Annotated in this window: 6 protein-coding genes; all 6 read left to right on the top strand. The window is 39.7% G+C overall.

Annotated elements, in window-relative coordinates; all coding sequences use genetic code 11:
* Nucleotides 1-363: 363 nt before the first annotated feature.
* Entirely contained in the window at nt 364-456 is a 93-nt protein-coding gene (locus LIX58_RS12400; protein WP_001791613.1) for a type I toxin-antitoxin system Fst family toxin, read from the top strand.
* 164 nt (nt 457-620) lie between these two features.
* The gene (locus tag LIX58_RS12395) at nt 621-1,568 is read left to right on the top strand and encodes a cation diffusion facilitator family transporter (RefSeq protein ID WP_053017811.1); all 948 of its coding nucleotides are present in this window, start codon (nt 621-623) and stop codon (nt 1,566-1,568) included.
* A gap of 860 nt (nt 1,569-2,428) precedes the next feature.
* A complete protein-coding gene (locus tag LIX58_RS12700) occupies nt 2,429-2,830 on the top strand; it encodes a YSIRK-type signal peptide-containing protein (protein ID WP_413470822.1) in 402 nt (133 codons plus the stop codon).
* Nucleotides 2,831-4,920: 2,090 nt separating this feature from the next.
* Nucleotides 4,921-11,004 (top strand): hypothetical protein, encoded by a 6,084-nt coding sequence (locus LIX58_RS12610; RefSeq protein ID WP_318977343.1) that lies wholly within the window; start codon nt 4,921-4,923, stop codon nt 11,002-11,004.
* A 155-nt stretch (nt 11,005-11,159) separates the two neighbouring features.
* Entirely contained in the window at nt 11,160-12,782 is a 1,623-nt protein-coding gene (locus tag LIX58_RS12360; RefSeq protein ID WP_226386360.1) for a poly(glycerol-phosphate) alpha-glucosyltransferase, read from the top strand.
* A complete protein-coding gene (locus tag LIX58_RS12355) occupies nt 12,782-14,839 on the top strand; it encodes a Mur ligase family protein (protein ID WP_226386359.1) in 2,058 nt (685 codons plus the stop codon). The genes LIX58_RS12360 and LIX58_RS12355 overlap by 1 nt, the downstream gene beginning before the upstream one ends.
* The last annotated feature ends 176 nt before the right edge of the window (nt 14,840-15,015 follow it).

The raw sequence follows: 15,015 nt of genomic DNA, 5'->3' as shown, positions 1-15,015 counted from the left end.
ATTGGTTCTGTTGCAAACTTGAAAATCATATAATATAGATACAAAGAAATGAAAAATAATAAAATCCAACCGAATAATCTGTTGATATAATAGTATATAATTTACTGCTTTTGCATAACTTTGTATATTAATTTAACTTTGCAACAGAACCAATAGATACTTATATATTAACTTGAATGATTTAAAAAATTTGAAGATATCTATATTTTACTAAAATCAAGGTTGTTATTGTTAGTTTTGATGTTTATTTAAACATAAAATGACTTATCGGAAGTTATCTATTAGCGAATACTCAGAGATGATATAATATATGAGTCGCCTATCTCTCAGGCGTTAATTGACGAAGAGAGGAGGTGCATTACTTTGCTAATCATTTTCGTTCACATCATAGCACCAGTCATCAGTGGCTGTGCTGTTGCGTATTATACTTATTGGCTTAGTAAACGCAACAAATAATTAATAGGCGACTTTATAAGCCAGCATCGAAAAAATCCCCACACTATTGCAGTAGTGTGGGGATTGGTGCATTAATTGTTAATCATTTTCGTTATCTAGATTATAACATTGGTTAGTAAGGGAATGCAAAATAGAAGAAATAATAATGATTGGGAAGAGATAATATGAAACAAACATACTTTCACCATGTAGAACACAGTAAAGTCCAAAAACAATCTAAAGTAACATTATGGGCAACGCTATTAATCACTTTGTTTTTTACCATTGTAGAACTTACAGGAGGAATATTATCTAACTCTTTAGCTTTATTGTCAGATTCCTTTCACATGTTAAGTGACATACTTGCGCTCGGATTATCAATGCTGGCTATTTACTTTGCAAGTCGTAAACCAACAGCACGTTTTACTTATGGTTACTTACGTTTCGAAATATTAGCAGCATTCTTAAATGGTTTAGCACTATCAGTAATTTCTATAGGTATTTTTTACGAGGCGATCATACGTATAGTTTATCCTAAGCAAGTTGAAAGTGGATTAATGCTTGTCATAGCAACAATTGGTTTAATTGTAAATATTGTGTTGACAGTTATATTAATGCGTTCTTTAAAGAATGAACAAAATATCAATGTACAAAGTGCATTATGGCATTTTGTTGGAGACCTATTAAATTCAGTAGGAGTCATTTTAGCAGTTTTACTAATACATTTCACAGGTATACAATTATTCGATCCTATTTTAAGTATGGTCATTTCAATTATTATTTTTAGGGGTGGTTATAAAATTATGCGTAATGCTTGGATGGTATTGATGGAAGCTGTGCCACAAGAAGTAGATACAGACAATGTCATAGAAGCAATAAAATCTATTCCCGATGTTATCGATGTTCATGAGTTTCATTTATGGGGAATTACAACAGATCAATATTCTTTAAGTGCACATGTTGTTCTAGATAGTAGAAGTAGTATAGATGTTTTTTTGGTTATAAATGAAATAGAAGATTTATTAAAAGAAAAATATGGAATATCACATACCACAATACAAATAGAACATTTAGATATTAATCATCTTAATGAACCTTATTTTGAAAATGTTAAAGAAAATATAAAAAATTAGTAATTTGATTGATAATCAAACAATGGAAATTTTAAAACAACGTAAAAAAGTTTATTTAATAATGATAACGTCCTAGTGTTGAATGTTTAGTTGACTGACAAATATATATTCTAGCATGTAGAGATGAATTTTTTAGATAACGGTGATACCTTTTCTGAACCATGCGCTATACGTATAATTTTCCTTATACAACAAAAAGGCTTGTTTCCTGCATAATACAGGAAACAAGCCTTTGAAATAATATACTAAACCAAAGCACAACTTTTGGGACTCAGTACAGAACAATATATTTTTTACGTCTAAAATTAGTATATATCTCATTTTGCTTTTTTATAAAGGTGTGAGTTGTTTTCGAAAAATACAAAAAACGATTTTCCACGATATAGATAGTATCATAAAAGTTCTTCTGTGTTAAGAACTAATTGAATTATAAGATTAAATATATGTGTCGTAAAATGGATTCTTTGATAGTTATCCTTTTTAGTTAATCCTGATGGATTTTTAAAACTTTAGTTTAACATCCCTATATTTTTTACTACTTTATTCAATTCATTTATAAATAACCCAATTATTTTCACTTATACTCTTTTAGTATTCAAAATTAGTATATAACGAAAATTATGAAATTAAAGCAATAAAGTTTATGATTGAATTTATTTAAGTATTTTAATGTTTCTCATTACTAAGATATTAACAGTGATATTCAGTTAAAAACAAAATCAAATTATAATATTACTATTAGTGTAAAATTTGATTTTAGATTGGTTATATGGAAAAATTCGATTATAATATGGGAAACACTATAATTAAAAATCTATTTCCTCATTTTAATTATAGTAAATTTAAAGGGAGTGAAGTTGTTGAAAAATCAAAAAAAACGGTTAGATTTTTTACCAAATAAGTTAAATAAGTATTCAATCAGAAAATTCACAGTAGGTACTGCCTCTATTTTGGTTGGAGCTACTTTGTTTTTAGGTGTTAATGGTGAAACTCAAGCAGCAGAAAAAATCGACTCACCAACTAAAGAAGAAGCAGCAACAGCTGAAGAGACAGCAACTAAAGAAGAAGCAGTAACAACTGAAGAGACAGCAACTAAAGAAGAAGCAGTAACAACTGAAGAGACAGCAACTAAAGAAGAAGCAGCAACAGCTGAAGAGACAGCAACTAAAGAAGAAGCAGTAACAACTGAAGAGACAGCAACTAAAGAAGAAGCAGCAACAACTGAAGAGACAGCAACTAAAGAAGAAGCAGCAACAGACTGAAGAGACAGCAACTAAAGAAGAAGCAGCAACAGCTGAAGAGACAGCAACTAAAGAAGAAGCAGTAACAACTGAAGAGGCAGCAACTAAAGAAGAAGCAGTAACAACTGAAGAGACACAAGAGATAAATAATAAGAGTAAACAGTTACTAGACATGGATAAAAATAGCACAATCGACGAAAAAATCGACTATGCAAAACAAACTATAAATGAACTGAACATTAATCAAAATGATATTTCTAATATTGAAACTTCAATTAAAAATAATAGTGATTTAAAAAATTTATCTAAAGAAGAATTAAATAACGAAATTTTACGAGCTGCATTAGTAAATGAATCTAACAATAATGACTATGGTTTACAAACATTATCAGCTATTGAACCTTTAACAACTAATGTTAGAAATAAAAATAATTCATTAAGTCCAGTATCTAAACTTAGAATGTTGGCAACTGCAACATCAGGTCAAAATGTTAATGATAAAATTAATATCACAAATGCTAGTTTGACACTTAACAAGAAGAATAACCAACATGATGATAATACGGTTTGGCCAACAAGTAATGAGCAATTAAGATTATCTGCTGATTACGAACTGGATAATAGTATTAAAGAAGGAGATACATTCACTATAAAATATGGTGATTACATTAGACCTGGTGCTTTAGAACTTCCAGCTAAAAATACACAACTACGTAGTAAGGAAGGTTCGATTGTAGCAAACGGTGTTTATGATGAAACTACAAATACAACTACATACACATTTACTAATTATGTAGATCAATACCAAAACATTACAGGTAGCTTTAATCTTTTAGCAACACCAAAAAGAGATACAGCAACTAAAGATAAACAAAGTTATCCTATGGATGTTACCATTGCTAACCAAGAAGTTAGAGAAAACTTTGTAGTAGATTATGGTAATCATAAAGACCATCTTACAAGTGCAGCAGTAGCAAATGTTGATAATGTAAATAATAAACATAATGAAGTTGTTTATTTAAATCAATCTGGGAATAGAATTTATGATGCAAAATACTTCTCAACAGTTCAAAATGGTACTTTTATACCTAATGAGGTAAAAGTATATGAAGTGTTAGATGATAGTGTTTTAGTAGATAGCTTTAATCCAGATTTAAATGGACCTGCAGTTAAAGATGTAACTAGTGAGTTTACACCTAAATATAGCCTTAATAATACTAGGGTAGATATAGACCTTAACCGTAGTAATATGAATAAAGGAAAACGTTATATTATTACTCAAGCGGTTAAACCATCAGGTACTGGCAATGTTACTACAAATTACGAATTAACTCGTTATGGTAACCAAGAATCAAGATACCCAACAGGCACTAAAAGTACAACCGTCAGTTATATTAATGGTTCTTCAACAGCACAAGGAGATAACCCAACATACAGTCTTGGAGACTATGTATGGTTAGATAAAAACAAAGATGGTATCCAAGACGATGACGAAAAAGGCATTCCAGGTGTTTACGTCATTCTTAAAGATAGTAATAATAAAGAATTACAACGTGCAACCACAGATGATACAGGGCATTATCAGTTTAATAACTTACAAAATGGAACATATAATGTTGAATTTGTTATTCCTAATAATTACACTCCATCTCCATCAAATTCAATTGATAATGATACTATTGATTCGGATGGTCAAAAAGATGGAGATAGTAATGTAGTGGTAGCCAAAGGTACCATTAATAATGCTGACAATATGACTGTTGATACAGGTTTTTATGAAACACCTAAATATAGCCTTGGGGACTATGTATGGAAAGACACTAACAAAGACGGTGTTCAAGATTCTGATGAAAAGGGAATTCAAGGTGTAACGGTTACACTAAAAGATAAGAACGGTAACGTACTAAAAACAACAACAACAGATGAAAATGGTAATTATCGTTTTGATGATTTAGATAGTGGTGACTATATAGTACATTTTGAAAAACCAGAAGGTTTAACTCAAACAACTACAAACTCAGGTAGTGATGATGAAAAAGATGCTGATGGTGAAGAAGTACATGTAACTATCACTGATCATGATGATTTTAGTATTGATAATGGATACTTCGATGAAGACAGTGACTCAGATGCGGATGCAGATGCAGACGCTGACGCAGATGCCGACGCTGACTCAGATGCAGACGCTGACGCAGATTCAGACGCAGATGCTGACTCAGACGCAGATGCCGACGCTGACGCAGATGCAGACGCTGACGCAGATTCAGATGCAGATGCTGACTCAGATGCGGATGCTGACTCAGATGCAGACGCAGACGCAGATGCAGACGCAGATGCTGACTCAGACGCAGATGCAGACGCTGACGCAGATGCAGACGCTGACGCAGATTCAGATGCAGATGCTGACTCAGATGCGGATGCTGACTCAGATGCAGACGCAGACGCAGATGCAGACGCAGACGCAGATGCTGACGCAGACGCAGATGCAGACGCTGACGCAGATGCAGACGCTGACGCAGATGCAGATGCAGACGCTGACGCAGATGCAGACGCAGATGCTGACGCAGACGCAGATGCCGACGCTGACGCTGACGCAGATGCAGACGCAGACGCAGATGCCGACGCAGATGCTGACGCTGACGCTGACGCAGATGCCGACGCTGACTCAGATGCAGACGCAGATGCAGATGCAGATGCTGACTCAGATGCTGATGCTGACTCAGATGCAGACGCAGACGCAGATGCAGACGCAGACGCAGATGCTGACTCAGACGCAGATGCAGACGCAGATGCAGATTCAGATGCAGATGCTGACTCAGATGCCGACGCTGACGCAGATGCAGATGCAGACGCTGACGCAGATGCGGATGCAGACGCAGATGCAGATTCAGATGCAGATGCTGACTCAGATGCAGACGCTGACGCAGATTCAGACGCAGATGCTGACTCAGATGCGGATGCTGACTCAGATGCAGACGCAGACGCAGATGCAGACGCAGATGCAGACGCAGACGCAGATGCTGACTCAGACGCAGATGCCGACGCTGACGCTGACGCAGATGCAGACGCAGACGCAGATTCTGACTCAGACGCAGATGCAGACGCAGATGCTGATTCAGATTCAGATGCAGACGCAGATGCAGACGCTGACGCAGATGCCGACGCTGACGCTGACGCAGATGCCGACGCTGACTCAGATGCAGACGCTGACGCAGATTCAGATGCAGATGCTGACTCAGATGCGGATGCTGACTCAGATGCAGACGCAGACGCAGATGCTGATTCAGATTCAGATGCAGACGCTGACGCAGATGCCGACGCTGACTCAGATGCAGACGCTGACGCAGACGCAGATGCAGATGCTGACGCAGATGCAGACGCTGACGCAGATTCAGATGCAGATGCTGACTCAGATGCAGACGCAGATGCTGACGCAGATGCAGATGCTGACTCAGACGCAGATGCAGACGCAGATGCAGATGCAGATTCAGATGCAGACGCAGATGCTGATTCAGATTCAGATGCAGACTCAGATGCAGACGCAGATGCCGACGCCGACTCAGATGCTGACGCTGACTCAGACGCAGATGCAGACGCAGATGCAGATGCGGATTCAGATGCAGACGCAGATGCTGATTCAGATGCAGATGCAGACGCAGATGCAGACGCAGATGCCGACGCTGACTCAGATGCCGACGCTGACTCAGACGCAGATGCAGACGCAGATGCAGATGCAGATTCAGATGCAGACGCAGATGCTGATGCAGATGCAGATGCAGACTCAGATGCAGACGCAGATGCAGACGCAGACGCAGATGCCGACGCTGACGCAGACGCAGATGCAGACGCAGATGCAGATGCAGATGCAGATGCAGACGCAGATGCTGATGCAGATGCAGATGCAGACGCAGATGCAGACGCAGATGCCGACGCTGACTCAGATGCCGACGCTGACTCAGATGCAGACGCAGATGCTGATTCAGATGCAGATTCAGATGCAGACGCTGACGCAGATGCAGATGCTGACGCAGATGCAGACGCTGACGCAGATTCAGATGCAGATGCTGACTCAGATGCGGATGCTGACTCAGATGCCGACGCTGACGCAGATGCTGACGCAGATGCAGACGCTGACGCAGATTCAGATGCAGATGCTGACTCAGATGCGGATGCTGACTCAGATGCAGACGCTGACGCAGATTCAGACGCAGATGCTGACTCAGACGCAGATGCCGACGCTGACGCAGATGCAGACGCTGACGCAGATTCAGATGCAGATGCTGACTCAGATGCAGATGCTGACGCAGATGCAGACGCAGACGCAGATGCAGACGCAGACGCAGATGCAGACGCAGACGCAGATGCAGACGCAGACGCAGATGCCGACGCTGACGCAGACGCAGATGCCGACGCTGACGCAGATGCAGACGCAGATGCTGACGCAGACGCAGATGCAGACGCTGACGCTGACGCAGATGCAGACGCAGACGCAGATGCCGACGCAGATGCTGACGCTGACGCTGACGCAGATGCCGACGCTGACTCAGATGCAGACGCAGATGCAGATGCAGATGCTGACTCAGATGCGGATGCTGACGCAGATGCCGACGCAGACGCAGATGCAGACGCAGACGCAGATGCTGACTCAGACGCAGATGCAGACGCAGATGCAGATTCAGATGCAGATGCTGACTCAGATGCCGACGCTGACGCAGATGCAGATGCAGACGCTGACGCAGATGCGGATGCAGACGCAGATGCAGATTCAGATGCAGATGCTGACTCAGATGCAGACGCTGACGCAGATACAGATGCAGATGCTGACTCAGATGCGGATGCTGACTCAGATGCAGACGCAGACGCAGATGCAGACGCAGATGCAGACGCAGACGCAGATGCTGACTCAGACGCAGATGCCGACGCTGACGCTGACGCAGATGCAGACGCAGACGCAGATTCTGACTCAGACGCAGATGCAGACGCAGATGCTGATTCAGATTCAGATGCAGACGCAGATGCAGACGCTGACGCAGATGCCGACGCTGACGCTGACGCAGATGCCGACGCTGACTCAGATGCAGACGCTGACGCAGATTCAGATGCAGATGCTGACTCAGATGCGGATGCTGACTCAGATGCAGACGCAGACGCAGATGCTGATTCAGATTCAGATGCAGATGCTGACTCAGATGCGGATGCTGACTCAGATGCAGACGCAGACGCAGATGCAGACGCAGACGCAGATGCGGATGCTGACTCAGATGCAGACGCAGACGCAGATGCAGACGCTGACGCAGATGCTGACTCAGACGCAGATGCCGACGCTGACGCAGATGCCGACGCTGACTCAGATGCAGACGCTGACGCAGACGCAGATGCAGATGCTGACGCAGATGCAGACGCTGACGCAGATTCAGATGCAGATGCTGACTCAGATGCGGATGCTGACTCAGATGCCGACGCTGACGCAGATGCAGACGCAGACGCAGATTCTGACTCAGACGCAGATGCAGATTCAGATGCAGACGCAGACGCAGATGCTGACTCAGACGCAGACGCAGATGCAGATTCAGATGCAGACGCAGATGCTGACGCTGACGCAGATGCGGATGCAGACGCAGATGCAGATTCAGATGCAGATGCTGACGCAGATGCCGACGCTGACGCAGATTCAGATGCAGATGCTGACTCAGATGCGGATGCTGACTCAGATGCAGACGCAGATGCTGACGCAGATGCAGATGCTGACTCAGACGCAGATGCAGACGCAGATGCAGATGCAGATGCAGATTCAGATGCAGACGCAGATGCTGATTCAGATTCAGATGCAGACTCAGATGCAGACGCAGATGCCGACGCTGACTCAGATGCCGACGCTGACTCAGATGCAGACGCAGATGCTGATTCAGATGCAGATTCAGATGCAGACGCAGACGCAGATGCTGACTCAGACGCAGACGCAGATGCTGATGCAGATGCAGATTCAGATGCAGATGCTGACTCAGATGCGGATGCTGACTCAGATGCGGATGCCGACGCTGACGCAGATTCAGATGCAGATGCTGACTCAGATGCCGACGCTGACTCAGATGCAGATGCTGACTCAGATGCGGATGCTGACGCAGATGCCGACGCCGACGCAGACGCAGATGCAGACGCTGACGCAGATTCAGATGCAGACGCAGATGCAGACGCAGATGCAGATTCAGATGCAGATGCTGACGCAGATGCGGATGCAGACGCAGATGCAGATTCAGATGCAGATGCTGACTCAGACGCAGATGCTGATTCAGATGCAGATGCTGACTCAGATGCGGATGCTGACGCAGATGCCGACGCCGACGCAGATGCCGACGCAGATGCTGACGCAGACGCAGATGCAGATTCAGATGCAGATGCTGACTCAGATGCCGACGCTGACGCAGATGCAGATGCTGACGCAGATGCAGACGCTGACGCAGATTCAGATGCAGATGCTGACTCAGATGCGGATGCTGACTCAGATGCCGACGCTGACGCAGATGCTGACGCAGATGCAGACGCTGACGCAGATTCAGATGCAGATGCTGACTCAGATGCGGATGCTGACTCAGATGCCGACGCTGACGCAGATGCCGACGCAGATGCTGACGCAGATTCAGATGCAGACGCAGATGCTGATTCAGATTCAGATGCAGATTCAGATGCAGACGCAGATGCTGATTCAGATTCAGATGCAGACGCAGACGCAGATGCTGACGCAGATGCAGACGCTGACTCAGATGCTGACTCAGACGCAGACGCAGATGCAGATTCAGATGCAGACGCAGATGCTGACGCTGACGCAGATGCGGATGCTGACGCAGATGCCGACGCTGACGCAGATGCCGACGCAGATGCTGACGCAGATTCAGATGCAGACGCAGATGCTGATTCAGATTCAGATGCAGATTCAGATGCAGACGCAGACGCAGATGCTGACTCAGACGCAGATGCTGATTCAGATGCAGATGCTGACTCAGATGCGGATGCTGACGCAGATGCAGACGCTGACGCAGATTCAGATGCAGATGCTGACTCAGATGCGGATGCTGACTCAGATGCCGACGCTGACGCAGATGCCGACGCAGATGCTGACGCAGACGCAGATGCAGATTCAGATGCAGATGCTGACTCAGATGCCGACGCTGACGCAGATGCAGATGCAGACGCTGACGCAGATGCGGATGCAGACGCAGATGCAGATTCAGATGCAGATGCAGACGCAGATGCAGACGCAGACGCAGATTCAGATGCAGATGCTGACTCAGATGCGGATGCTGACTCAGATGCAGACGCAGATGCAGACGCAGACGCAGATGCTGACTCAGACGCAGATGCAGATTCAGATGCAGACGCAGACGCAGATGCTGACTCAGACGCAGACGCAGATGCTGATGCAGACGCAGATGCAGATTCAGATGCAGATGCTGACGCAGATGCAGATGCTGACTCAGACGCAGATGCAGACGCAGATGCAGATGCAGATTCAGATGCAGACGCAGATGCTGATTCAGATTCAGATGCAGACTCAGATGCAGACGCAGATGCTGATTCAGATGCAGATTCAGATGCAGACGCAGACGCAGATGCTGACTCAGACGCAGACGCAGATGCTGATGCAGATGCAGATTCAGATGCAGATGCTGACGCAGATGCGGATGCTGACTCAGATGCGGATGCCGACGCTGACGCAGATTCAGATGCAGATGCTGACTCAGATGCCGACGCTGACTCAGATGCGGATGCTGACGCAGATGCCGACGCTGACGCAGATGCCGACGCAGATGCTGACGCAGATTCAGATGCAGACGCAGATGCTGATTCAGATTCAGATGCAGATTCAGATGCAGACGCAGACGCAGATGCTGACTCAGACGCAGATGCTGATTCAGATGCAGATGCTGACTCAGATGCGGATGCTGACGCAGATGCCGACGCCGACGCAGACGCAGATGCAGACGCTGACGCAGATTCAGATGCAGACGCAGATTCAGATGCAGACGCTGACGCAGATTCAGATGCAGACGCAGATGCTGATTCAGATGCAGATAAAGATCATAATGACAAAGCAGATAAATCAAATAGTAAAGAATTGCCTGATACTGGTAATGAAAATCAAAATAATGGCACATTATTTGGTTCATTATTCGCTGCACTTGGTGGATTATTCTTAGTGGGCAGACGTCGTAAAAACAAAAATAATGAAGAAAAATAATAGGTAGACTTCATATTTACACAATGAAATTTAAAACCAGGCCTTCTATGGCCTGGTTTTCTTTTAAATACTATGATATAGATTGATATAAATAGAATAAGTAAGGAGAAAACTATGAAGTTTGACTATAAATTAGATAAATTATTAACCGAAGTAAACAATAAATACAAGATTAATAATTATGTTTTTATAAGTTTGGGTAAACCTAACATCAAAGCCCAAGTTAAATTAATCAAAAAAACTAATTATCTTAAGCAAGATATTTCGAAATTAGCACTTAAATTTAAAAAGAAGACAGGTCAGTTTCCAGAGTGGATTAAATTAGATATTGTTACGTCAACAGAAAAAGTTCTATTTAAAGAATTAAGAAAAGAATTGATTAATACAAGACGTAATTATGTGGATTTTGGTATAGCTTTTGATAGTCAATGGAATTTAGCAGTGTTACCTGAAGAAATTAATGCTAATGCTTTTGTTCGACCAGATAATTCTACTAAAGAATTATTTCTTTCTGAAAAAAATATTAATAATTATTTACGTAAATATACGACTAATAAAAAGGCATTTTCTAGTGAATTTTATAATGAAAAAGAAGTTGTTAAATTTTATACACATGGTTTCTTCATAGGTAATGAGAAAGTATATGAACTATATAGTAATGGTTATAGAAAAGGTTTAAGAAAAGTAGATCATTTGGGGAGTGAAATTGATCAATTAATTGAAAGCAGTACTCATTTTTTAAAAAATATGTTGTTAGATAACGGTAAATATATTTATGGATATTTCCCTCATTTTGATAATGAAATTGGGTTCTATAATATATTAAGACATTCATCTTCTACATATGCTTTAATAGAGGGATTAGCATATTTAGGTGAAAGTTTGCAATCTGCTGAAAAAGCAATTGATTATGTTATTTCAAATCAATTACTTGAAGTCGAAGATAAAGCGTATATCTATGATGATACAGAAGACGCTAACGAAATTAAATTAGGACAAAATGCTTCATTTATCTTCGCTGTATGTGAATATTTGAAATATGAGAATCATCCTAAGTATCTTGAAGTTGCTCAAAAAGTGGCAAACGGTATTCTTTCAATGATTGATGAAGATACATATGAAACGACACACTTATTGAATTACCCTGATTTAAGCGTTAAAGAGAAGTTCAGAATTATTTACTATGATGGTGAAGCTGCCCTTGCTTTGTTGAGACTATATCAAAGAGATAAAAATGAATTATGGTTGAAAACGGTAGAAAATTTAATGGATCGTTTCATTGAGAAAAAATATTGGCAATACCATGATCATTGGTTAGGGTATTGTACAAATGAATTAGTTCAAATTAACCCTAAAGAAAAATATTTTGAGTTTGGAATAAAAAATGTGAATACATACCTAGATTATATTAAACATCGTGAAACTACTTTCCCAACATTCTTAGAAATGTTAATGGCTACTTATCGATTAGTACAAAAAGCCAAAGAAACGGGTTATGAGGAATTAGTAAATCATTTGATAGATGAAGAATACTTAAAAGAAGTTATTGATATTAGAGCAGATTATCAAAGAGTCGGTTTCTTTTACCCTGAAACTGCGATGTACTTCAAAAATCCATCTAGAATTTTAGGAAGCTTCTTTATTAAACATCATGGTTATCGTGTCCGTATTGATGATATTGAACATTATCTATCAGGATATGTACAGTATCAAAAGACATTCAATGGGGGTAAGTAATGATTATGCTAACAATTGAAAAGATTTATCATATTATAGGTGGAGAGTTAAAGGATGCTCATAATAGTGAATTAAATGAAATAAATGATTTTGAAACAATTTATAAATTTGTAAAAAACAAAAGGACTGCGTATTTTTCTCCAAATAAAGAAACATGGGCAAGAGAATTGGGGAGAAATAAAAATGCATTAAATGGTAATGATTTAGTTGACAGACAAAATGAAGAAATTGGGTTAATTATAACTGAAAATTACATTTCCGATTTAAATTTTATTGTTCCTCAAATAATTGTAGACGACTCTGTTCAAGCATTTAAAAAACTGGCTATTTATATTAGAAATCAATATAAAAATCCGGTTATTGCGATAACTGGATCAATGGGTAAAAGTTCAACTCGAATGTTAACTACTAGCTTATTAAGTGATTTTGATGTACTCGAAAATAGAGGGAATAATAACGTTAGATCAGCCATTTATAATAATATGTTGAAACTAATCAAAAATCCAGACTTTGCTGTCATTGAAACGTCTCTGAATGCTATTAATTATCTTGAAAATACAGCTGTTTACTTAAAACCTGATATAGCAGTTATTACTGGTATAGGTGAAGCACATTTTTCAACTTTTAAGTCTGTTAAAGATATTGCCAAAATTAAGACGAGGATTTTTGAAGGACTTGCGGATAATGGAGTGGCAGTTATAAATAACGATACATTATATGCAGGTTACTTAGTAGACAAAGCGCGAGAAAATACAAATAATGTCTTAACTTATAGTATTAAAAAGGATAGTAATGCAGATTTAACTGTTGATAATATCAAGTATAATAAAGGAAATATTGAATTATTAGTAAATGACCATAAAAATGAAGAAGACATTTATCAGCTTAATACGATTAGTGAAGGGATGGTTTCTAACACACTAGCAAGTATGCTAATTCTAAAAAGTCTAAATTTACCAATAAAAAAAGACTTACTTAAAAATTTCAAACCTTTTTCAAAAGTATTAGGCTTAAAAGAAATACAAACAAAATCTCATAAACTAACCTTACTAGATGATACACATAATGCTTCTTTGCCTGCAATGATTAATGCAATTAGAGCTTTTAATAGTCAAACTAGATTTTACAAAGGAAATAAAATTATTGCACTCGGAAAAATTAGTGATTTAGGTCATAAGTCTAATGAAACACATTTACAATTAGTTGATGAGTTAGAAAACTGTAATGCAGATTATATTCTATGTAAGGATATAGAATTAAGACAAGTCGTAAATAAAGTTCGAAGTAAGAATATAACTTGGTATCCTAATAAGGAATTACTAATAAATGATTTAAGATATTTATGTAATGAAGATTCTATAACTTTACTAAAGTCTTCTGTAACTGGCACAGATTTTCCAGAAATAGCTAAATCGTTACCTAATATTTTGAAGTTGAATAACGTAGAATTTGATTTTGATAATCTATTTGAGAAACTTAGTAAAGTAGGACAAAGCTATATTAGAGTAAATAATGACACTGGCCAAATCATTGAAGAATTTAATAGTGATATGTCTCAAACCATTGAAGGAATGGGCCCACTCATTTATTATTTAAAAGCTATAGATGAAAAATTAGAAAATAGAAAGATTAACATGAAGAGTTGGCCAACTAATAGTAGTAAAATTGGCTATGTTGAAGGTCGAGAAATTGATACTTATACATTACTGAAAAATATGACTAACTCACCACATCCTTCTGTAATCTATGAGTTAGCTAATGAGTTATTTGAAAATCATGTAGATCGAAAAAAATATATTAAGCATTTGATTGAAAAACTAAAATTATCTAGTTCGATAGCTACAAATCTAACTGGTCGTTTCAGAATTAAAGATCGACAAAGTTATAATGTAAAAGATTTATATCAAATATATAAACATTACAAATATGATTTGTTTAAGTTTAATAATTCTTTTATTTTAGGAGTTAAATATAAAAGTGGATTTATACGTGGGGAAAAAGAAACTATTATTTTCACTTCATATCAAGATCCTAAATCTGACTTTAAAAATTTTTAGAATATTTCTTAATATTTTGTTATATCTAATCCATACTCAAACACACAATTCTCGAATTTTATTGTTTTCACGATTTAAATGTGTAATAAGCATGATTTAAACTAGATAAATATCTTTTCCTTGAGTATTACAACTGAACTTTAGATTATTTAACATAAACTATGATTATCAGAAGT

Source organism: Staphylococcus sp. Marseille-Q1834 (assembly GCF_916858875.1).
GTDB lineage: Bacteria > Bacillota > Bacilli > Staphylococcales > Staphylococcaceae > Staphylococcus > Staphylococcus pragensis.
Note: the sequence above shows the minus strand (reverse complement) of the source record. Positions and strands in the feature narration are given on the sequence as shown.

Coding starts and splice junctions, on each gene's coding strand:
- LIX58_RS12395 (WP_053017811.1), top strand. CDS start 621: ATGAAACAAACATACTTTCACCATGTAGAACACAGTAAAGTCCAAAAA.
- LIX58_RS12610 (WP_318977343.1), top strand. CDS start 4,921: ATGAAGACAGTGACTCAGATGCGGATGCAGATGCAGACGCTGACGCAG.
- LIX58_RS12360 (WP_226386360.1), top strand. CDS start 11,160: ATGAAGTTTGACTATAAATTAGATAAATTATTAACCGAAGTAAACAAT.
- LIX58_RS12355 (WP_226386359.1), top strand. CDS start 12,782: ATGATTATGCTAACAATTGAAAAGATTTATCATATTATAGGTGGAGAG.